The following is a 22,384-nucleotide window of genomic DNA, read 5'->3' on the forward strand; positions in this document are numbered from 1 at the left end:
TCCATCCCCCTTGGACCTGCTGTTCAAAATAGAGTGCCATGCGTCACAGAATCCACGCAATGGAAAAAAGGCGCAAAAATCCCCTTCGATGGATGAGGCCCATAGTGCTTCTGGTGGACAAGCCTCGTCATCGTCGCCCGAATGGGGAAACAAGAGCATGTATGGACGATGCAGGTAATGATGTGTCTAAATCGGCAAGGCGCGCAACGGGGGCGTGAGGATGGTTCGCCTTGTCGACGGCTTGCTAAGATACGGGAAGTATCTGGCATTCGCCGCGGTACTGATATTCGGCGCCACGGCGTTTCTCTTTGATAGCTGCGTCCTGGCGAATGGCGGCGGCGCGAGCTGGGAATGGCCGGGATTGCGGCGGCTGGCTGACGCATTCTACCGGGCTGCACAACTTTTCGTCCTCGAATTCAACCGAGACTGCAACAATCCCGCCCAATCTGCCGAGATAAATCTCGCTCTTGAGGCCGCGCGCTATGCCGCCTTGGTTTTTTCAGCAGCGGCAGTTGTTGCCTTCTTCGCACCCCGCCTCGCCCGCCGCCTTCTATTGCGTATCCAGATCTTGGGCCATCGAAGGCGCGCCATCGTTCTCGGCTACGGCCCGGTTGGCCAGGCCATTGCCCATGAACTGGCTACCCGTGTCCGGCACCGGCCGGCGGCAATATCCCATGTAGATGGCTTGAGGCATAGCCTTGGACAATGGATGCTCGGTCTGCCGGTCGTCGCGCAGGTGGACCAGTGGTGGAGGCAGGGCAGGTTCGTCACCGCCATTCATAGCGAGGTTACGCCGGCTCTTGCCGAAACGGCGCGACGCGACAACGTGGTGCTCGTCGAAGGTGATCCCTCGGACCCCGCCTTGCACCGGCGCGTGCGGATTGAGCGCTCGTCATGCGTGTTTGTCGCGTCAGGCAGCGATATGCAAACACTCGATGCAGCGGTCTCCGCCCGCAATAGCCTGAGCGACGCGCCGCATGCCGTACGTGCGGTTCTGTCCGACCCTGACCTTGCTGCAACATTGCCTGAAACCGCCCCTCGCGGTTTTCTGGGAGCCGCCAACGTCCAGGGCTTTTCGCTGCCTGCCGAAGCCGCACGTCTGTTGATTGCGCAAGCCCGCTTCGATCGCGTGGCGCTCGAAAAGCGGCAGAGGCGCGTTCATCTTGTCATTGTCGGGTGTGGCGCGCAGGGCGAGTCGGTTGCCGTGGAAACCTTGCTGACAGCCTGGCGAACGGGTCTTGAGGCACCCGTCATATCGATATTCGACCGAAACGCTGCCCTTGTCCGTAGCCGGCTCAAGCGCCGGGCACCGGCGCTTTTCCCGAACGATAACGAGCCATCACTGCCTATCGCTGCGCGGGCCCGCATCAACATCGAAGCTGCCGATGCCGACACGATCGATTTCGGGGCGGACGAGGGCCTCAAGCGGGTTCTTTCCGAACATGGGCCGGCAACGGCGTGGGTGTTTGCCGCGGGCGACGACTCGTTGAACCTGCGGGCTGCCGCCGCACTCCACATGGCCATTTTGAAAAGAACGCTTCCACCTGCCCCGATCCATGTACGAATTTGGAGCGGGCATCAGGGCGACACGCCAGTGTTGTCGACCCATCCGATCGGCATTGCCCGGGCATTCGGGGCTCTGGAAGCAACGATGGCCGCTACGCCGGCTTGCGACGACGATCCGGATCAGATCGCAAGGGAGCTGCACGAGGCCTATCGAGCCCAAGGCATCAGGATGCGGCTGGCCGATCCGAGTTTCGTATTCAGCGACGAACCCTGGGACGACCTCTCGGAAACGAAACGAAACGCCAATCGGCGGCTTCACCGCCATGCCGTCATGAAGTTCGAGGATTTGGGCGGGCAATGGCGGCACCGTGGCAGGATGGTACCCGCCGTCGATGCCGAGCTGCGCGATCCCTATGTCGCGACCGAAAACATCATGGACTATGATGTCATGCAGGACGGCAAATTGCCAAGGCGCTGGTGGAAATCCGGCGCCGCGGCTCAGGATATCGAGAGCACGCATCGCGCTTCCAGAATACTTGCCGTGGCGATTGCCGAACACAATCGCTGGACGGCGGACCGAGCGCTGGACGGCTGGAAAATGACGCCGAAACCCGCCCCCTCACAACGAAACGACGAGCGACGCCTGCACGACAACATGCATGGCTGGTCTGATCTCGACGCGGTAACGAGGCGCTGGGATGCTGTCCTTTTGCGCACGCTTGTCGAAGGAGACAGTGGCCGCGACGTGGATGTCAGCGCGTGGACGAAACGCGTTTGTACTCTCGTACTGGCAACCAGAACGGAAAAGCTGCCAAAGAAATCGAACATCGCCGTCTTCGAACCGCGTTGCCGCTTCGTGCAGGACCCCGCATTTTCCGGCGAGACACATTCGCCAACGGAAATCCGCATCGTCATTGCGGGCGAGCCCGGTCGCGACAGTCTCGATGCCACCATCGAAAGCGCTCGTCAGGCTTTCTCGGCACTCATGGCCAAGCCCGCCATCTCGGCAAGGCTGTGCCGCGTCCGTTTCGATTTCTTTTCGCATCCGGCAGAGGAAACGCTGGCATTGGCCAATGCCATAGGCGCGGCGGCCAGAGCTTGGGCGGCCCCGCCCCCAAAGAGCGGCAGACCAAATGTACAGGTGCCTGTTGAAATTTCATCGCTGTGGGATTGGCAGGAAACTCCAGCGCCCGTTTTCGGATTCGTCGGCCATCGAGATCTAGATCGGACGAACGGGCCTCAGGGCCTGGCGCTGTTTCTCGAAGTGTTTTTTGCCGGCCGGCTTGCGCGTGGCGCTATCGGAGGGCTCGTCAGTGGATACGCACCCGGAGCGGACCGCATTGCGGTCGACGCCTGGACAGGCCTCGGCGCTACCAAGCCATTGTTGTTTTTTCCGTTCTCCAGGGTCGAGAAAGACAGTTCCGGCACGGACAACCTCATCCATCTTACCGAAGAAGGTGCGGTCGAAGGTGCGGCTGAATGGGTACCGCACGGAGATATTGCCCATGTGGGGGTCGCCAGAACCTCGCAACCGAGGCCAGGTCTCGATGCGCACCGCAGCCAGGCATCCGATATCCTCGACAACTGCGATGTACTTGTGGCCGTCTATGACGGTGCGGGCAATTCCGGCAGCGGCAGCGCAGGAGATACCCTGCTGCGGGCAAAGACGATGGGGAAGAAAGTCATCATCATAGTTCGCGATGAGGAAGGAAACTGGCGCCATGACGATCCGGACGAAGAAACGTCAACGGATTGGCAAAGGACATGACGAACAGGCCGAAACGAATACTGGCGCTCGACGGCGGTGGACTGCGCGGCGTGGCGTCGATCGCGTTCCTCGAACGATTGGAAGAGAGGCTTCGGCTCGATCACGGGCGCCCGATCGCACTGCATGAGCATTTCGACCTGATCGGGGGCACTTCCACAGGCTCGATCATCGCGACAGGTCTTGCGCTAGGACAACCACTGTCGGAGATCAAGGATCACTATTTCAGGCTTGCGCCCAATGTTTTCAGGCGTGCCTGGAACCGCATCCCTCTTGTTCACGCCATTTTCAGCGCGGAGGCCCTCCAGCGTGAATTCCTCGGAATCGTCGGCGACCGCACGCTTGCCGCCCCCGATCTCAAGACAGGCCTCGCCATCATTACCAAACGTGTCGATACCGGCGCCGTCTGGTTCCTGACCAACAACAGTGCAGCGCCCTACTGGAACGATCCCGAAGACGGCAGTTACATCGGCAATCGCCACTACTCGCTTGCCAACATCATCCGGGCCTCGACGGCTGCTCCGCATTTTTTCGACCCTCACCTCATCGAGATCGTGAAGGGCAAGACCGCGGGCCTGTTCGTGGACGGAGGCGTTTCGCCACATAACAACCCTGGCTTGGCGTTGCTCCATATCGCTACGGTTCCCGCTTACGGCTACGGCTGGGAAACAGGCCAGGACCAACTGGAGATAACATCGATCGGGACCGGTTCGTTTCGCTATCGCGTCGAGCGCAAATCCTTCTCGTCCCGCTTTGCCGCCCCCTTCGCCATCGACGCCTTGCGCTCGATGATGTCGGACAACGACACGCTGGTTCTGATGATGATGCAGACGCTAGGACGCTGCCAGACGCCTTGGTCGATCAATTCCGAGATTGGAAACTTGTGTGGAGTATGCATAGCGCCCGAACCGCTGTTCACGTTCCGGCGCTACGATCTCCTCCTGGAGCACCAATGGCTGAAGGACGAACTTGGCATCGACATGACTGCCCGGCAATTGGCCAGGATTCGCGACATTACGAGCCTCTCCACCATGGAGAGCATCTATTCCATGGCATCGGCAGTGGCTGAAAAACAGATTGCGGGGTCGCTGTAACCCACGGCTACTCGGGAAAGACCGGATGCGGGCATAGCGAGCCGAAGGCCGGCACCACAAAACCCGGCGACCAACCCATTGAGAAGTGGCCATCTAGATTGCGCGGCGATGTTTCCCGTAGCGCGCGAACTCGGTCAGAGCCGCTTCGGTCAGCGGTCTGCACAGCGCATAGCCCTGCAACAGGTCGCAACCCATGTCCCGCAAGGTCCGAACATGCTGCATCGTCTCGACGCCTTCTGCCACCACTTCGATGCCAAGTGATTTTCCGATATCGATGATCGAAGCGACCACTTGCCGCTGCTTGGGTGACTCCACGATCGGCACGATAAGCTGGCGAGCGATTTTCAGGCGGCGCGGCTGAAGTCTAAGCAGGCTTACGGTTGACGCATAGCCAGTGCCGAAGTCGTCGATTTCGATGTCGATGCCGAGTTTCTTGATCTGCTCGACGTTACGCACGACGACTTCGTCGTTTTCATCAAGGAAGATCGACTCGACGAGTTCGAAGGAAACCGAACCAGATGGAATGTCGAGTTTGTTCAGGCTCTTGATCAGTTCCTCGTCGCGCAAGCGTCGCGCCGACACATTGACGGATGTTCGCGGTATCGGCAGACCCAGAAGTTTCCACCGCGCGAAATTGGCCAGCGTCTGCTCGAGGATCACCTTGTCGATATCCGCAACGACATTCAGTTCCTCGGCCACGCCCAGGAACGCGTCCGGCGCCAATAGTCCTTCACGGGGATGGTTCCAGCGTGCCAGCGCCTCGACGCCAGCAATTTCCAAAGTCCGCGCATCGAATTGCGGTTGATAGTGCGCGCAGAATTCATTGCGCTCGAGACCGCCGAGGATTTCATCCGCCACGCGTTTGGTTCTGACGATCTCGGCTTGCAGGGTTTTGCTGAAGAATTCGTGCCGGTTGCGGCCCATGCTTTTTGCACGGTAGAGCGCGATATCGGCGTTCACCAACAGGCGCCGCGGGTCGGACAACTCCGAATCCTCCAGCGCAATGCCAATGCTGACGCCAAACCGGCACTGATGGCCGTGGTAGTAAACGGGTTGGCGCATTTGAGAGATGATCTCGTCGGCCAGCACGCCAAGTTGGTCTGCATCGAAGCCGGAGCGGCACAGGACGACGAACTCATCCCCTCCGATACGGGCAACGAAATCTTCCGGACTAACCGCAGATTTCAGGACCCCGGCCACATGGATCAACATGGCGTCGCCCGCCGCGTGGCCCAGCGTATCGTTGATCTGTTTGAAGCGGTCCAGGTCAATATGAAGGATGGCAATTTTGTCGGAACCGAATGAACCGTCCCGTTTGAGTTCGCTGTCCAGATAGCGCCGATTGGGCAGACCCGTCAGGGAATCGTGAAGCGCATCGTATTCTATGCGCGATTGAGCGTCGATCAGCTCCGCATTTCGGATTTCCGCAAGGTTCTTCGCACCCTGCAGTTCGCGCGTCATCGCGATATCGGTTGTAACATCCCATTCCGCACCGACAAGTTTCGGCGCCTCGTCGCCGTCCTGATAGCGAACTGCCCGGGCCCGGACATGCTTGATTTGTCCGCCAGGTAAAAGCAGCCGATACTCGGATGAATAGAAGCCCTGGGCAACCCCGCGCTCGAAGTCGACCCTCGCCCGCTCCCGATCGTCGGGGTGGACCGTATTCGCCCAATCTTCGAGACGTCTCGGTTCTCCATCCGCAGGCCTGCCGTAGATTTCATTGAGACGATCGTCCCACCAGATCACATTCGTCTGCAGGTCGAGTTCCCAAACGCCGAGTTGCGACGCGTCCAGCGCCAATTCCAGCCGGCGCGACAGCCTGCGCAGCCGTTGTTCGCTGTCGTGCAGGTCGCGATAGTGTTCCTGCCTTTCCCTGAACAACCTGCCGGCAACTGTTATCGGCCCAATGACCAGCAAGCCGCCGGCAAGCATGATTGCCCTCAGCAGCCATGTATTGGTGCGAGCAGAACCCCACCCACCCACGGGAATAGCGTCGATTTGCCAGGACCCCGTTGGAAGGAGGACCTGCGCGGTAACCGGCTTGTCATCGGTTATGCGGCCGCCCCCGTAGAAGCGGGTACCCCCACCGCCCAAAGCATCCTTTCCCGTCAAGGCGATTTCAATCGGCAGATTTTCATCGAGAAGGCCGGAGTCCTGGTAAAGTTTATGCATGTCGATGACTGCGGAGATCACACCCCAGAACGTCTCGTTGGGCTGACCCCGATTGAGGAACACCGGAAACCTGCCAATAAATCCCTGCCCGCCCTGACGAAGGTCAACCGGTCCGGCGAGTATCATCTGGTGTGTTTCGCGCGCCCGTAGCGCCGCTTCGCGCTGCTTTTCGTCTTGGCTATAGTCCAGCCCTATCGCTTTCTCATTCCCTTCCAGCGGATACATCAAGCTGATGACGAGGCCGGGGGCGCCGGCAATGTTGCGAAGCTGGCTTTCTTCCTGGAACACATTCTTTGCAAGTTCGGCAAAACGGTCCTGCTTCATGTCCGGCTCGGTCACGATCGTCGCGACAAGACCCCGGACAAGCTGGATATCGGCATTGATGTTGCCTTCGAGTTTGGCTCGAATGAGATTGACGTGACTGGCAACTTCCGCCCGAAGCGACTGCTCGGACACGATCTTGTTCTGATAGTCGGCAAAAAACGCGGCCAGCAAAAGCACAACCGTTGCGATCGCCGCAGGGACGTTCGACCATGTTGCCAAGGCGGGCCAAAGCCGACGAAATTTGACGATAGACAAACGCATCATACCGCTGACGTTAAACGCACCTGTGGCGTGTCGCGGTCATCTTAAATGCAACTAACTTAAATTAGCCTTGCAGTGTTACGTACAAAACATTGGATGAACATTTCAATCGAGATCAGGCCAAGAGTGGTCCAAACGAACAGCGGCAGCGTTAGAGAAAATCGATTTCAGCGCCTCGGCAAAAAGCTTATCACCACTTTCGCTACACGAAATTCCATTCGGTTAAGACATTGCATGATAGAATCTCTTTGTGTCATTGAGACACCATCGAACCCGCCGAGATATTGCAGCAGCCGATGAGCGAAGACAAAAACCCCGAATATGTCGAAGCGCTGGCAAGAGGCCTCGCCGTCATCGAAGCGTTTGACGAATCGACACCGGAGATGACGCTAACCGAGCTGGCTCGCAAGGTCGACATGTCGCCAGCCACGGTCAGGCGCAACCTGCACACGCTTGAAGCACTGGGCTTCGTGCGCCGCAATCACAAGCATTTCCTGCTGGCGCCGCGTATCCTCACCTTGGGTTCTGCCTATCTGAAGGCGGTTCGCGTCGACGAAGCGATAATGCCTGAACTCCATCGCATCACTGAACTCTTCGGCGATGCAGCCAATGTCGGCGTGCTCGACGGTGCCAACGTTCTTTACATAGCCCATGTGTCCGAAACGCGGGCTGCCCGCCGCATGGCCAGCATCGGCGTCACCTACCCGGCTTACGCGACATCGATGGGACGTGTCCTGCTGGCACATTTGCCACCGGAAGAGATCGACGCCTACTTTGAGAAAACGGAGTTGCGCAAACTCACCGACGTTACCGTCACCGGTGAAAAAGAAATGCGCAAAATCCTGGCCGATGTTCGGGTCAATGGCTACTCGGTCACCGTTGACCAGCTCGACTACGGCATTACGGCCCTTGCCGTACCGATCCGCGACAACGTCGGCAAGGTGGTGGCTGCGGTCAACACATCCGGCTATTCGCCACGACTGAAGCCGCAGGACCTTTTGGAACAGCGGCTTGCCGAATTGCGGGTAGCAGCCGCCCGCGTCTCGAACCTGCTCCTTCGCTACCCTGCCCTGCTTCATTCGCTCGGTATGCATTGATGTATCAGGCCGGCTGGCAAAATCGACCTTTTCGATAGTTCTCATACGCAACCTGGAATAAGCAGGCCAAGCCTTGCGCGCACAAGAAAACGCGCCGGGCCAGGGTGTTCTGTTTTCCCTTACCCGCGCGACCTCGCCCTCATTCTACTTATGTACAAAAACCGCTTTCCCGAGCTTGACAACCCTATGTCGGCATCTTCATAATCCGAAAATAATTTCGCCTGACGAATTATTGAGTTGAGGATGCACCGCCAGGAGGGCGGCTCCTCGACTGGGGAGGCAAGAGTTTGGCACCGCTACGCGTTGCAGTTCTGATCGGCAGTTCGAGGCCCGGTTCCGTAAACCAGAGCCTTGCAAAGGCAATGATGCGCCTTGCCGGAACCGACCTCAGCTTTGACGTCCCCCAACTCGATGACCTGCCCTTGTTCAATCAAAGCCTCCTGGAAGCCGGCATGCCCTCGCCGGTGCTTCGCTTGCGAAAATCGATCGAGGCCGCCGACGGCATTCTGATCGTGACGCCTGAGCACAACCGCTCGATAACCGCACTTCTCAAGAACTCGCTCGATTGGTTGTCGCGGCCCGCCAATGCCAATTCCTGGACAGGCAAGCCGGTGGCAATCGCCGGCGCGTCCCTAGGAAGGCTGGGCACAGTCGCCGCGCAGCAGCACCTGCGCGCAATATTGGGCTATCTCGACATGCCAACCATGGGACAGCCCGAGGTCTACCTGCAATTGACGGCAGGCATGATCACATCAGACGGCGAGATTGCCGACGAATCCACCAAGGCTTTCCTGCAAGGCTACATGCAAAAATTCCACCGCTGGGTGCGCACCCACTCCCGGGTCGCAGAGCCGGTTCTCGGCTGACGGTTTGAGTGTGCGAGAAAAATCATGAAAATCGGCAAACAGACCTCCCCGTTCCAGTCCATTTGCACGTCCAATCCCGAGACGATCATCGTGCGCGGCCACGATCTGGTCGAAAATCTCGTCGGGGAAATTTCATTCACGGAACACATCTGGCTTCTCATTACCGGTCAGATGCCTACGGATGCACAGCGGCGCATTCTCGATGCGACTCTGGTCGCCATCGCCGAGCATGGCATGGTGCCAAGCGTCCAGGTCAGCCGCATGACCCTTGCCGCCGCCCCCGAGGCGCTGCAAGGAGCCGTCGCAGCAGGCCTTTTGGGTTGTGGCTCCGTCATACTCGGCGCTTCCGAAGCGGCAGGCCGCCTTTATCAGGATATCGTCGACGAGCAGAAGGCAGCCGCGGGCAGCGTCGAAGCGGCCACGGAAACCGTGCTTCGCCGCTATCGTGCGGAAAAGCGCGCCATTCCCGGTTACGGCCACCCTCTTCACAAGGGCCGCGACCCGCGCGCCGAGAAACTCATCACCCTGGGCGAAAAGGTCAAGACCGCCGGCATCTATGCGCAGATCGCGCGAACGGTCGAGCGCGTGCTGCCCGACATCATCGGCAAGCCCCTGATGATGAACGTCTCCGGCGGCATTCCGTGCGTGCTGCTCGATGCCGGCTATCCGCTTCTGGCGTTGAAGGGCGTTCCGCTTCTGGCGCGCACCGCCAGCCTGGTCGCGCATCTGCTTGAAGAACAGCAGCGCTCCATTGGCTTCATCATGTCCAGCGGCGCAGCAAGCGTCATCAGCTACGACGGCCCTGCCCCGGCCGGCTTCGTAGCCAACGAGAATTAAGGCAAGTCATGACAAGCGTATTGAACGGAATTCGTATCGTCGAGCAAGGCACCTTCATTACCGGCCCCTGTGCCGGCATGATGCTGGCGGATCTCGGCGCCGATGTCATCAAGGTGGAATCGGCGGGCAACGGCGATCCCTATCGCGCCTTCAAGACCGGGTTCTACAGCGCCCATTTCCAGGCCTACAACCGCAACAAGCGGGCCATCGGGCTCGACCTGAAAGCTCCGGCCGACAGGGACATATTCTACCAGCTCATCGCCCAGTCCGATGTCTACATCCAGAATTTCCGGCCCGGCGCGGCCGCTCGCTTCGGCGCCGATTTCGACACCCTCATCAAGATCAACCCGAAGCTTGTCTATTGCTCGATCAGCGGCTTCGGGCCGGACGGTCCGTATGCGCAGCGGCCCGTATATGATTCCGTCGCCCAGGCAGTCAGCGGCTTCCTCAGCGTCGCCATCGATCCGAAGCAACCGCGTTTCATCGGACCTGCCTTGGCCGACGCGATTACCGGCATTTATGCCTCGCTTGGAATCTCGGGGGCCTTGGTGGAACGCAACCGCACCGGCAAGGGCAAACGAATCGACATCTCCATGCTGGAAGCCATGATGCATTTCGCAGTCGAGCCCTTCATGGGCTATTTCGCGTTGGGCGAAGAACCGAGCGGCACCGACCGGCCAAGGCTGGCGCAGGCCTACATCATGCGCTGCAAGGACAACAAGCTGTTCGCGTTCCATCTCTCGTCACTGGAGAAATTCTGGGACGCGTTGGTCGAAGCCATTGATGCGCAGCACCTCAACGCCGATCCGCGTTTTGCTACCCGCCTTCTCCGCATCGAGAATTATGATGCGCTGAATGCCGAGTTGAACGCCATCTTCGCGACCCGCAACCGCGGCGAATGGAATGAGCGCTTCTCGGCTTTCGATGTGCCCTTTGCTCCGATCAACTCGATTTCGGACGTGGTCAGCGATCCGCAGGCGCAACACCTTGAAATGATCGTGCCTGTCGCGAACCGTGTCGAAGGAGCCCATAAATCCGTGCGCCCCGCCTATTCGTTCGATGGTGAAAAGGCACGAACCGTCAGTGCGGCTCCCGTCATCAACCAGCATGGCGACGCTATCCGCGAGGCGCTGGCACACGCGCCAAAGGCGTGGCCGCAGCGCGAAGCAGAGACCAAAACGCCGGCAAGCAGCGCAGCTATCGCCTGAAGCAGGCCAACAGGAGGAGAACCAATGGCAAAGTTGGCAGCCGTGCTGGCCACGACGCACCACCCATTCTATCTGAAGGCGACGACCGCACCGGCGGATCAACAGATCCCCGAAGCACCGGAATGGAAGCGCAAGGTTGAAGCCTATCGCGAAACCTTGACCAAGGCCGAGCCGGAACTTCTGGTCATGGTCGGCGCGGACCACTTCCACCAGTTCTTCCTCGACAACTACCCGCAGTTCCTGATCGGCAAGTCGCCCCGCTACGACGCGACCTTCTACAATGAAGAGCGCGAATTCGGCATTCCGAAATATGTCCTGGAAGGCCATGAAGACCTGTCGAACTTCATGCACAAAGGCCTTTTGGCGCGCGGCTTCGATTTCGCCTTCAGCAACGAACTGAAGCTCGACCACTCCATCATCTGCCCGATCATCACCACACGACCACAGGCCGACCTGCCTGTCGTGCCGATCTACACCAACATCTTCGCTCCGCCACTGCCTTCGCCAAAGCGCTTTTGGGATCTGGGGCGCGCTATCCGCGAGATCATCGACGAATATCCGTCCGACAAGCGCATCGCCGCGATCGGCAGCGGGCATCTGTCGCTTGAACTGGGCGGGCCGCGTCAATTCCGCGAAACCGGTCCCGATCCCGAGTTCGACAGGCAGGCCATCGAATGGCTTTCCACCGGCAACATCGACGCCATTCTCGCCAACGTCACTCATGAAAGCATGGCCAGGAGCGGCAACGCGACCCACGGTTTCATGGACCTGATCCTGATGATGGGTATCGCCGGGCCGATCCCTGCGGCTTATTCCGATAGCCTCAGCCTGTTCCACACGATGGAAGCCTACATCACCTGGTACCCGGAAGGAGCGGCGCAATGAGCAGATATTACGTCAACAAGTTCCTTTTCACGGTAGACCGGGATCCGGAACTGCTGCGCCGCTACAAGGAAGACCCCAGAAGCCTCGTCACGACCTGGGAACAGTCGATCGGCCCCAAGCTCAACGATGTGGAACGCTCGACCGTCCACTCACTGACGGACGCCGAACGTGACGCCCTGATCAACCACGATATTGTGGCGCTGTTTGAGATGGGCGCACATTTCTTCCTGTCGTTGACTATATTCATCGCCATTTACGACGAGGATTGGATGCAGAAATATGGGCCGCTTTCCTTCCAGCGCGACTTTGCCAAGCGCCTCGCCCATTGGGAAGGTCGCGACTACCCGCCCGTTGGCGAATAGGCTTGTTGCGCCTCAGGCAGTGCCAGCACAACTTTTGGGCCTGGCCGAACAGGGTTGAGGGCGGCGCGCCTCGTCAGACCCAAAAATCCCGGTAATTCAGCCGTTTCGGTCGATCGCGACCGGGGCGGCTTTTGCGTTTTCAAGCAACAGGCAGGCGGCAACGGCCCGCCGACTTCTTTTTCAAAAAAATCGACGTTGCGCGAAAAATATTTCGTTGACCGAAATTTCCAGCGATGTTAGAGTTCTTGCTATTGGTGGGAGGACCAACGATGAGAAGCGCAAAAGCGCCAATCGTCCCTTTGGCCTTACCTCCGTCATTGCGAGCAAACGAGGTTTGGGGCGTATGGACGGCGTAAGACTTCAGATTTCCAACCTGCATAGCGGCTACGCGACGCCCGATCGCGGCTTGGTGCCTACAGTGGACGGCGTCGATCTCGCGCTGAACCGCAACGAATTCGTGTCCATCATCGGCCCCAGCGGTTGCGGGAAATCGACCCTCTTCAACGTTATCGCCGGCCTGCTCAGCCCGACTTCCGGTGAGGTCGCGCTGGACGGCAAGGCTATTGTCGGACGCCCGGGCCATGTCGCCTACATGATGCAGCGCGACCTCCTGCTGCCCTGGCGCACCATCCTCGACAACGTCGTGCTCGGCCCAGAACTTGCCGGCAAACCAATGGAAGCGGCTCGCAACCGTGCGGCGGCGCTCCTGCGCCGTTTCGGTCTCGAAGGCTACGAAAATTCATATCCCTCATCTCTGTCGGGCGGCATGCGCCAGCGCGCAGCGCTGTTGCGCACCATTCTGTGCGACCGCTCCGTGGTGCTTCTCGATGAACCCTTCGGCGCGCTGGACGCTTTGACCAGGGCAACGATGCATGAGTGGCTGCTCGGCATTCAGCGTGAATTCCAGCAGACGATGATCCTCATCACCCACGACCCCGATGAAGCCATCTATCTGTCGGATCGCGTGTACGTAGCGACACCCCGGCCGATGCGCTTTGCCGGCATCGTGCCGATCGAACTGCCCTACGACCGAGGCCGGGACGTAACCATGACCCCTCAGTTTGCTGACCATAAGCGGCAGGTCCTCGCCTTGCTGCGAGGCGACAAAGGCGCACTCGACGCCCTGCATTGAAAATCCGGCGCAACGACCCGCCGGACCAACAATTCGACGAAGGCACCGTAATGACCGCGCAGAAAAGCAGAAACGCTTCCCTCCTCTCGCATCTCGGCGATGCGGCACTGCCGTTCGGCATCGTCGTGGCGCTGCTCGCCACGTGGGAGGCAGCCGTCCATTTGTTGAAGATCCAGCCCTTCGTGCTGCCGGCGCCGACGGAGATATTCAAGGAGCTCCTCATCAGCGGCCCGACGGTGATCCTGCCGCAGTTGCACGTAACTCTGATCGAGACATTGGCCGGCTATCTCGCGGCGGTGATCATTTCGGCAATCCTCAGCGTGTTGATCCTTTATTCGTCCACGTTCCGCCGTGGCGTGCTGCCGCTCATTGTCGCCTCGCAGACCATTCCGATCATCACCATGGCTCCGGTGCTGGTCATCTGGTTCGGCTACAACAGCCTGCCGCGCATCATCATCACCGCGATTGTCGCCTTCTTCCCGCTAACCATCGCTGCGGTGACCGGCCTGAAAAGCCTCGAACCGCAGTTCATCGACTTCTTCCGTTCGCTCAACGCGACCCCTGCGCAGATCTTCTTCAAGCTGCGCCTGCCGGTTGCGCTGCCCAGCATCTTCGGCGGCCTGAAGGTGGCCGCCACGCTGGCCGTCATCGGTGCCACCATCAGTGAGTGGGTCGGTGCGAGCCAAGGCATCGGCTACCTCATCGCCCAGGACACCGCGCTTCTCAACACCACCCGCGTATTCGCCTCGCTGACCGTGCTCGGCGTTGCCGGCATGGCGTTGTTCGGCCTTGTCGGGCTGATCGAACGCCTGTCCATGCCATGGATCTACGCCCGCCCGTCAATGGCGTGGCTACGCGCCAGCCAAAACCCCAGAGCTCCCGCCGCGGCGGTCGCTCGCCCCCGGCAGTGACCGCCGCCGGATTGGAAGTTCTTCACCAGCCTAGAAACGAAAACCCAACCATAACAAAGACGTACAACCGTCGCATTCAAGGGGAAGCAAATATGACTGCCTTCAGACTGAAGCCGTGGACCATCGCCGTTGCCGCGCTCACTTCCACAATTGCGTTGACCAGTTCAGTGCTGGCGGCTGACCTCACCAAGTTCAGATACGCGCTAATCGCCAAGCCCGGCATTTGGGACGCAGCCGTCATCAACGGTATCGACAACAAGTTCTTCGCCGACGAAGGCCTGGAACTCGAACTGATTTCGCCGACATCGCCCGCCGACGGCCTGAAACTCGTCGCCACAGGCGGCGCTGAACTCGCCACGGCCCACTCCACCGACGTCATCACGGCCCGCAGCAAGGGCCTCCCGGTGGTCTCGATCGGCGCCAACCATCAGACCGGCACGACCGGCATTCTTGTTCCCGCCGAAGCCGGCGTGAAGGACCTCAAGCAGCTTGAAGGCAAGAACGTCGGCATCACCGGCATTCCCTTCAACAAGGTCATGCTGGAGCACAGCCTGAAGGCGGGCGGTGCCGACCTTTCCAAGGTCAACGTCGTCACCGTCGGCTTCACGCAGATGCCGCTTCTGCTCAGCCAACGCATCGACGCGCTGGGCGACGCCATCTGCTGGGACGAGCCGCCGATCTATAACGTCCAGATCAAGAAGCCTGCCGACGACAAGTCGACCTACACTTACTTCACTTTCACCGACTACGGCGTGCCGCGCTTCTACACCTTCGGTCTCGTTGGCGACGAGGAAGCGTTGAAGAAGAACCCCGACCTCTACAAGAAGTTCCTGCGCGCATGGCGCAAGAGCGTCGAGTGGATGATCGCCAACCAGTCTGCCGCCGCCGACGGTGTCATCAAGCAGATCCCGTCGATCAGCAAGGAAGAGGCAGTGGTTTCACTTGCCGAGATCGCAAGCATTTCGGTCAGCGCCGAAACCGAAGCAAACGGTATTGGCTGGCAGGACCCGGCCGTCTGGGAGAAGCAGGAGAAGTTCATGTTAGAGAACGGTTTGATCTCGGCCGATGTCGACGTCAGCCAAGCCGTCACGAACGATTACCTGAAATAGCCTTCCAGGCGGTATCTGCCGCAGGCACGGTCGGGTTAAGGCAATACCCGACCGTGCCCTTTCATTGCCAGGGGCCGGCAACGGCGCAAAGGCCGGCCTCTCAAAACAAGCAGTTCACACGACAAGGACTTTCAGACATGACGGTAATCATCGACCAGGCAAAAGGCAGCTATCTCATTCGTGGCGGGGCGGTAATCACCGTCGATCGCGCGATTGGCACGCTGCCGCGCGCGGATGTGCTGGTTCGCGATGGCCGCATCGAAAAGATCGCAGACGGCATTGAGGCCGCCGGGGTCGAAGTCATCGATGCCAGCAATATGATCGTCATGCCCGGCCTGATCGATTCCCACTACCATATGTGGAGCGCGCTTGGCCGCAACTTCGTCTCCGATGGCGGTTATGAGTACTTCCCTGCCAAGTGGGCCACCGCCGCGCTCTACGATGCCGACGACTTCTACAACAGCGTCCGCCTCGGATTGGCCGAACTTGCCAATGGCGGCGTCACAACCGTGCACAACTGGTCGCACAACAACCGCTCACCGGCACACCTCGACGGCGAATTGCGGGCGCATCGGGATTCGGGTCTGCGTGCCCGCTACGCCATGGGCCACATCGACAAGCTGCCCGTCGATCAGGTCAATCGCTACGAGGATTTGCCGCGCGTCCAGGACGAATGGTTTGCCGATCCGACAAGACTGAAAGGTCTGGTGCATCTCGGTGTCAATCTGCGCGGCCCTATCCAGAGCAATATCGAAGTCTTCTACGAAGAAATGGAGACGATGCTGAAGCTTGGGCTTCCGGTCGCCATCCATGCCAGCCAGGCAGCACCCAACACCGACGATGCCGCCGACTACGAACGCCGCGGCTTCCTCGGCCCCAACTTCCTGTTTTGCCATTACATCGCGGCAACAGAGAGCGACCGCGCGGCGATGGCCCGCACCGGCACCCCGCTCAGCTATGCGACGCACTCGGAACTGCGCCTTGGCGAAACCGGCGATGCGCGCCGCGCCCTGCTGAAAATGCGGGAGGCCGGTGTGATGATCTCGCTCTCTTCGGACGCCACCTCTCTCGCACCGCCGAACATGCTCGAAAACATGCGTCTCACCTGGAATATGGGAGTTCCGTGGCAGGGCACAGACACCGCGCATCTGCCGCCCATCGGCCTGCACGAGGTCATCGAAATGGGCACCATCAACGGAGCCCGCGCCCTTGGTCTCGGCGACGTCACCGGATCGCTGACGCCCGGCAAACAGGCCGATATCATCCTCATTCGCACGGACGACGTGAACATAGCCCCGTTGGCAAACATCGAGGCAACGGTCGTCATGTCGGCAACACCGGCCAACATCGACACCGTCATGGTCGATGGCCGCATCCTCAAGCGTGGCGGCAAGCTGGTGGGAGCGGATGTGCCCGCCATCGTCGGCAATGCCGGCAAGTCGGCCATGCGCATCCGCACGGCGGCTGGCGGCATCCTCGCTCCGCAATGTCCGGGCTGCGCAGGAAACGCCGTTTATCGCGCGACAGCCTGCTAACCGGCCTGTAAGCGGAATAATTTGCGGTTCAGATGGGGGGATGGGCGTGCTTGAACAGATAGTTGTGTGGTCGCTCGCGCTCATCCTCGCCGGCTCGGCTTACCTCAACCTCACCGGGCCGGATTTCGTGAAGGAAGAGTTTGCCCACTGGGGCTATCCTTCATGGCTGCCCGTTGCAGTTGGCGTTGCTGAACTCCTCTCGGCTGCCGCGTTGCTGTTTGCATCGACACGCAGCTACGGTGCCCTTCTCGCTCTTGTAGTCCTGGCTGGGGTGGTATTCTCGCTCAGCAAGACACAGGAATGGCTACGCATGCAATTTCCGCTCCTGATGGCGGCACTCTGCATCGGCCTCTTGTTGTAACAACAGCCAACTTGGCAGTGAACTTGCCAGAAAGTTCCGTCCAGCAACAATTCTGCCAGCAATACCTGATCCCAACCCGGCCCGACGCTCAACCGCCGGCATGCACAAGCACGTAAGCTGCAAGCATCTGGCGCGTTTCAATTGCAATGGATGCGGCGAGTCTGCTTGCCGGCCCTCCATCTGCCAATATCTATTCCCCTGCCCCGAGTAAAATACTCGCGAGGTATACCCCTCTCCTTCGCAAGTAGCATTGACAAGCATAGGTCAGCGGTTACTCTCAAATAATGAAAAAGATTTCGCTTAGCGAAATATATGAAGGAGCAGACTGTGATTACGAGACGGAATTTCAATAGGCTGGCAGCCGTGGCGGCGTCCAGTATCGCCATGCCTTCGGTGCTGGCTGGCCGAGCCTTCGGCCAGGACACGCCAATCCGCTTCGGCGCCAGCATTTCGCTCACCGGCGCCCTGTCCGGCACCAAGAACGGCCAGATCGGTTACGAACTTTGGCGTGATGACGTCAATGCCTCAGGCGGCCTGCTGGGAAGACAGGTCGAGCTTGTCCTGCTCGATGACCAGAGCTCGGCGTCGAACATCCCGGCAATCTATTCGGCGCTCGCCGATGTCGAGAAGTGCGATGTCCTGTTCGGGCCATACGGCGCCAGCCTTACCGCCCCCGTCATGCCCTTCATCAAGCAGCGCGACCTGTTCATGATCGGCATGTTCCCGCTCGCCGCCAACGAAAAGGCTCGCCACGACAAATTCTTCCACAGCGCCGCATGGGGTCCGAACTCTGGAACGGATTGGGCGCGCGGTTTCTTCGACCTTGCCAAATCGGTGGGCGTGAAGCGCGTCGCCATCCTCGCCAACGACCTTGAGTTCTCCAAGAACGCGGCGGTCGGCGGAGCCAAGGTCGCGGAAGAATACAGCATGGAAATCGTCTTCAACCAGAGCTACCCGCCGAATACCTCAGATTTCTCATCGATCCTGCGCAACATAAGTGCCGCCAATCCCGATGCGGTATTCGTCGGCTCATATCCCGCCGACAGCACGGCGATCATCCACGGCATTCGCGAAATCGGCCTTCCTGACAGCGTCCAGATATTCGGCGGCGCCATGATCGGCCCGCAATATGGGTCGCTTCTGAGTTCGCTTGGTCCGGAACTGAACGGCGTGGTGAACAGCCATCTGTTTGCCCCGGAGCCGACGATGCAAACACCTGAGATCAAGAAATTCTTCGATCGTTACGTGCCTATCGCCGAGAAGCAGGGCGTCGATCCGCTCGGCTATTATGTACCGCCGTTCTACTACGTCGCCGGCCAACTTGCGGCTGCCGCAATCACCGGCGCGGGGTCGCTCGATCAGGCAGCGATGGCCGCCTGGCTTCACGGCAATACCGTCGAAACTATCGTCGGTCCGGCAGCGTTCAACGACATCGGCGACTGGACGAAGCGCCGCGTCCTGATGGTTCAGATCCAGAACGTAAAGGGCAATGATCTCGCCCAGTTCCGCGAACCGGGCCATCAGGTCATCCTTGATCCTCCGGAACTAAAGTCCGGCGAGTTTATCCATCCCTACAACAAGGCTCGCGCCAGCTAGCCGCCACCAGCACGAGACGGCGAAGCCGGGCAAGCCAACGCCCGGCTTCGGACGAGGCCATATGACAACACTGGACATCCTTTTGAACGTGCTGGTTTCCGGCGTGCTATTCGGCAGCATATACGCCGTCGTCGCGCTCGGACTGGCGATCACCTTCGGCATCCTGCACATCCCGAACATCGCCCACCCTGCTCTGGTGATCATGGGCGGATATTTTGTCGTTCAGGCAAACAGGCTCGGCATAGATCCGTTGATCGCCGCTGCCCTCGGCATCATCCCGTTCTATCTGCTCGGCATGCTGCTTTACACCTTCTATGCCAATAGCTTTGAACGGCGCGGACGCGCCGAGGTGCTGCAAAGCCTCACGCTTTTCTTCGGGCTGTCGCTGGTCATCGAGATATTTCTCGTTCTGCTCTTCGGGTCCGAACTGCAATCGGTGAGCGCGCCCTACATAGGAACCAGCCTGAAGTTCGGCCAGATTGCCATTCCCGGTCGGCTGCTCGTGCCGGCCTTGCTTGGGCCGGTCACAATCGGCTTGCTCTGGCTCTATTTCAAATACACCAATTCCGGCACCGCCATCCGCGCGGTTGCCCATGACGAGAGAGCGCTTTCCATCGCCGGCCTCGACCCCGCTGCGGTCAAGCGCCGGGCCTTTGGGCTGGCCACCGCCACCGCCGTCATCGGCGGCACAGCCCTGGTACTTATCGGACCTATCGACCCGTTCGGTGGGCGTTTCCAGATTGGGCGCGTTTTCGCCATTGTCGTCCTTGCCGGCATGGGCTCGATCCCGGGCACGCTGGTCGTGGCAATAATGCTCGGCATCGCCGAATCCCTAGTCTCCTCTTACCTTAACCCAGCCTGGTCTCCCGGCGTTGCCTTCGCCATCCTTCTCGCGGCGCTCGCATTGCGTCCTCAAGGGCTGTTCGGAGCCGCGCGATGACACGCGACAGCAAGATCTTTCTGATAGCGGCAGTGGCTGTTTTGCTCGCTGGGCTTCTCGCTCCGCACGTGCTGAAGAACCCGTTCTATTTCTTCGCGGGCTACGTCATCCTGCAATACGTCGTCATCGCCACCGGCTGGAACATCCTCGGAGGCTACGCGGGCTACATCAACTTTGGCGCTGCGGGGTTCTTCGGGGCCGGAGCCTACGCATCCGCCTTCCTGTTCAACACCTTCGGCATCCCATTGTTGGGCGGCCTCGTCGCAGCCTGCCTGATTGGCGCGCTGTTGGGCGTGCTGATGGGCTATCTGACGCTGCGCATCCAGGGTGTCTATTTCGCCATCGCTACATTGGGGCTGGTCATAATCCTCGAAACGATCATCCATAACATCCCCGCCCTCGGCGGAGCCCGCGGAATAGTCGTCTATGGCCCTCCGCCGCCTGCATGGGCGGCAGGCCCTTCGCAATACATGTTCTTCCTCATGCTGCTCATCGCCGTCGCCAGCGTATCCCTGGCGCGGTGGATGCAGATATCCTGGGTCGGGCGCGGCCTGCGTGCCGTTCGCGCCAGCGAGAACGCGGCGGAATGTTCCGGCGTGCCGACATTGCGGCTGAAGCTGCTTGCCTGCGCCGCCAGCGGCGCAGTTCTGGCTGCAGCCGGCGCGCCCTACCCCTTCTACACTTCATTCGTCGAGCCCGTAACAGTGTTCAGCCTGCTGATCGGTCTCAACGCCATAGCCATGCCCTTGATCGGCGGCACGCGCACCTGGCTCGGTCCTGTCATCGGCGCCCTGCTTATGGCCTCCACCCAGCAGATCGCCACCATCACCATATCGTCCGAGTTGAACATACTTTTCGTCGGCATCGTCCTCATCGCATTCGTCGCACTTGCCCCGAATGGCATTCTGGGCCTTGTCGCTCGCCGTTCACGGGAGACGCCGCGATGAGCAGCCCTGTTCTTTCCATGCACGGCGTTGAAAAGTCCTTCGGTCTGTTCCGCGCGCTTGGTCCCGTCGATCTCGAGCTGATGCCGCAAGAGCGGCTAGGCATCATCGGGCCGAACGGCGCCGGAAAGACCACCCTCATCAACTGCATCACCGGTGTCCTGAAGCCGGACAATGGCTCGGTGAAATTCGAAGGCATAGACATCACCGTCCAGCCCAGTTTCAAGCGTGCACGCCTCGGCATCTCGCGCACCTTCCAGATTCCCCAGCCATTCAGGGGCATGTCGGTCACCGAAAACCTGCTCGTCCCGCTGGATTACCTTCACGGTACTGCCAACAAACGCCGGCGCGCCGCCGAAGTGCTGGAATCGGTAGGACTGTCCGCCCGCGCCGCACATCCTTCGGAAGACCTGTCCCAGCTCGAACTCCGCAAGCTCGAGCTGGCCCGGGCGCTCGTCGGCAATCCCAAGGTGCTGATCGCCGACGAAGCAATGGCCGGGCTGTCGGAAGCCGAGATCGACGAGGTTCTGGCCATCCTGATGAAGCTCAACCAGCAAGGCGTTGCGGTCATCATGATCGAGCACATCATGCATGCCGTCATGCGTTTTTCGCAGCGCATCGTTTGCTTTGAAATGGGGCAGCTGATCGCTTCCGGCACCGCTGAGGAAGTTACCAGGGACCCGAAGGTGCAGAAGGTGTATTTCGGTGAACAGGCTCATCATTGAAAATCTGAGCGCCGGATATGGCGCAGTGTCCGTCCTCCATCAAGTATCGATCGAAGTCTCCGAGGGAGAATTCGTCGCCCTGCTCGGCACCAATGGCAACGGCAAGAGCACGTTGCTGAACTGCATCATGGGCTTCATCAAGCCCACCAGCGGGCGCATTGTCCTCGAGCATGATGGCCGCACGCTCGACCTGACTGCGATGCCTCCGCACGAAATCGTCCGTCGTGGCCTTTCCATGGTTCCGGAAGGCCGCAGGCTCGTGCCCAGCCTCTCCGTCGAAGACAATCTGAAGCTGGCCGGCAGCAATCCGGTGGTGCGCGATCGCCTGAACGAAAATCTCGCTTACTGCTACCGCACCTTCCCGCTCCTGCTCGAACGCAAGACACAACTTGCCGGCACGATGAGCGGCGGCCAGCAGCAATTGCTTGCAATCGCCCGCTCGCTGATGACGGTCCCGAAGATTGTCGTCGTCGATGAGCCGTCGGTCGGCCTCGCGCCAATCGTGGTCAGTCAGGTCATCGAAGCGATCCAGACCCTGCAGCGGGAGAGCAACCTGACCATATTGATGGCGGAGCAGAGCTTCCTGCAGACCATCGATGTCGCATCGCGGGCCTACATTCTGGCCCATGGTCGCATTGCCCGCCACTTCGACAGCAATGCCGGTACAATCGATCAGGAAGAGATACGCCGAGCGTTGCTCGGCGCAGGTTAGATTAAGCAATTATATAGCAATATCAATATTATGAGCAATAAT

Annotated in this window: 19 protein-coding genes; 18 read left to right on the forward strand and 1 reads right to left on the reverse strand. The window is 59.7% G+C overall.

What is annotated here, in order from left to right; translation table 11 throughout:
- Positions 1-220 precede the first annotated feature (220 nt).
- Entirely contained in the window at positions 221-3,274 is a 3,054-nt protein-coding gene (locus ASD50_RS13775; protein WP_056242261.1) for a hypothetical protein, read from the forward strand.
- Positions 3,271-4,365: a patatin-like phospholipase family protein gene (locus tag ASD50_RS13780; RefSeq protein WP_056242264.1), complete on the forward strand. Its 1,095-nt coding sequence runs from the start codon at positions 3,271-3,273 to the stop codon at positions 4,363-4,365. Before ASD50_RS13775 ends, ASD50_RS13780 begins: the two co-directional genes overlap by 4 nt.
- Positions 4,366-4,458: 93 nt before the next feature.
- Here ASD50_RS13780 and ASD50_RS13785 read toward each other — a convergent pair whose 3' ends face one another.
- Complete coding sequence (locus tag ASD50_RS13785) at positions 4,459-7,122, reverse strand: EAL domain-containing protein (protein ID WP_413813894.1); 2,664 nt, start codon at positions 7,120-7,122, stop codon at positions 4,459-4,461.
- A gap of 296 nt (positions 7,123-7,418) precedes the next feature.
- Here ASD50_RS13785 and ASD50_RS13790 point away from each other — a divergent pair, with 296 nt between their 5' ends.
- From ASD50_RS13790 to ASD50_RS13865, 16 genes are all read left to right on the forward strand, one after another.
- Complete coding sequence (locus tag ASD50_RS13790) at positions 7,419-8,219, forward strand: IclR family transcriptional regulator C-terminal domain-containing protein (protein WP_056242265.1); 801 nt, start codon at positions 7,419-7,421, stop codon at positions 8,217-8,219.
- A 287-nt stretch (positions 8,220-8,506) separates the two neighbouring features.
- Entirely contained in the window at positions 8,507-9,085 is a 579-nt protein-coding gene (locus ASD50_RS13795) for an NADPH-dependent FMN reductase (protein ID WP_056242269.1), read from the forward strand.
- 24 nt (positions 9,086-9,109) lie between these two features.
- Positions 9,110-9,922 (forward strand): citryl-CoA lyase, encoded by an 813-nt coding sequence (locus ASD50_RS13800; RefSeq protein WP_056242272.1) that lies wholly within the window; start codon positions 9,110-9,112, stop codon positions 9,920-9,922.
- 8 nt (positions 9,923-9,930) lie between these two features.
- Positions 9,931-11,130: a CaiB/BaiF CoA transferase family protein gene (locus tag ASD50_RS13805; RefSeq protein ID WP_056242276.1), complete on the forward strand. Its 1,200-nt coding sequence runs from the start codon at positions 9,931-9,933 to the stop codon at positions 11,128-11,130.
- Between the two features lie 24 nt (positions 11,131-11,154).
- Complete coding sequence (locus ASD50_RS13810) at positions 11,155-12,015, forward strand: extradiol ring-cleavage dioxygenase (protein WP_056242279.1); 861 nt, start codon at positions 11,155-11,157, stop codon at positions 12,013-12,015.
- Entirely contained in the window at positions 12,012-12,377 is a 366-nt protein-coding gene (locus ASD50_RS13815; protein ID WP_056242282.1) for a hypothetical protein, read from the forward strand. Before ASD50_RS13810 ends, ASD50_RS13815 begins: the two co-directional genes overlap by 4 nt.
- A gap of 343 nt (positions 12,378-12,720) precedes the next feature.
- A complete protein-coding gene (locus ASD50_RS13820) occupies positions 12,721-13,509 on the forward strand; it encodes an ABC transporter ATP-binding protein (protein WP_056242285.1) in 789 nt (262 codons plus the stop codon).
- A gap of 50 nt (positions 13,510-13,559) precedes the next feature.
- Positions 13,560-14,420 (forward strand): ABC transporter permease, encoded by an 861-nt coding sequence (locus tag ASD50_RS13825; RefSeq protein WP_156465099.1) that lies wholly within the window; start codon positions 13,560-13,562, stop codon positions 14,418-14,420.
- A 92-nt stretch (positions 14,421-14,512) separates the two neighbouring features.
- Positions 14,513-15,529, forward strand: a complete 1,017-nt coding sequence (locus ASD50_RS13830; protein WP_056242289.1) for an ABC transporter substrate-binding protein — start codon at positions 14,513-14,515, stop codon at positions 15,527-15,529.
- A gap of 137 nt (positions 15,530-15,666) precedes the next feature.
- Positions 15,667-17,064 (forward strand): amidohydrolase family protein, encoded by a 1,398-nt coding sequence (locus ASD50_RS13835; protein WP_082549663.1) that lies wholly within the window; start codon positions 15,667-15,669, stop codon positions 17,062-17,064.
- A gap of 46 nt (positions 17,065-17,110) precedes the next feature.
- Entirely contained in the window at positions 17,111-17,425 is a 315-nt protein-coding gene (locus tag ASD50_RS23410; protein WP_162252024.1) for a DoxX family protein, read from the forward strand.
- Positions 17,426-17,788: 363 nt separating this feature from the next.
- Complete coding sequence (locus ASD50_RS13845) at positions 17,789-19,021, forward strand: amino acid ABC transporter substrate-binding protein (protein WP_162252025.1); 1,233 nt, start codon at positions 17,789-17,791, stop codon at positions 19,019-19,021.
- A 61-nt stretch (positions 19,022-19,082) separates the two neighbouring features.
- Positions 19,083-19,961 (forward strand): branched-chain amino acid ABC transporter permease, encoded by an 879-nt coding sequence (locus ASD50_RS13850; protein WP_056242298.1) that lies wholly within the window; start codon positions 19,083-19,085, stop codon positions 19,959-19,961.
- On the forward strand, positions 19,958-20,908 hold the full coding sequence (locus tag ASD50_RS13855) for a branched-chain amino acid ABC transporter permease (protein ID WP_056242299.1): 951 nt from the start codon (positions 19,958-19,960) through the stop codon (positions 20,906-20,908). The genes ASD50_RS13850 and ASD50_RS13855 overlap by 4 nt, the downstream gene beginning before the upstream one ends.
- Entirely contained in the window at positions 20,905-21,630 is a 726-nt protein-coding gene (locus ASD50_RS13860) for an ABC transporter ATP-binding protein (protein ID WP_056242301.1), read from the forward strand. The genes ASD50_RS13855 and ASD50_RS13860 overlap by 4 nt, the downstream gene beginning before the upstream one ends.
- Positions 21,611-22,342, forward strand: coding sequence for an ABC transporter ATP-binding protein (locus tag ASD50_RS13865; RefSeq protein ID WP_200952417.1), 732 nt, complete (start codon positions 21,611-21,613; stop codon positions 22,340-22,342). The genes ASD50_RS13860 and ASD50_RS13865 overlap by 20 nt, the downstream gene beginning before the upstream one ends.
- The last annotated feature ends 42 nt before the right edge of the window (positions 22,343-22,384 follow it).

This window comes from Mesorhizobium sp. Root552 (assembly GCF_001427285.1).
In the GTDB taxonomy this organism is placed as follows: Bacteria; Pseudomonadota; Alphaproteobacteria; order Rhizobiales; family Rhizobiaceae; genus Mesorhizobium.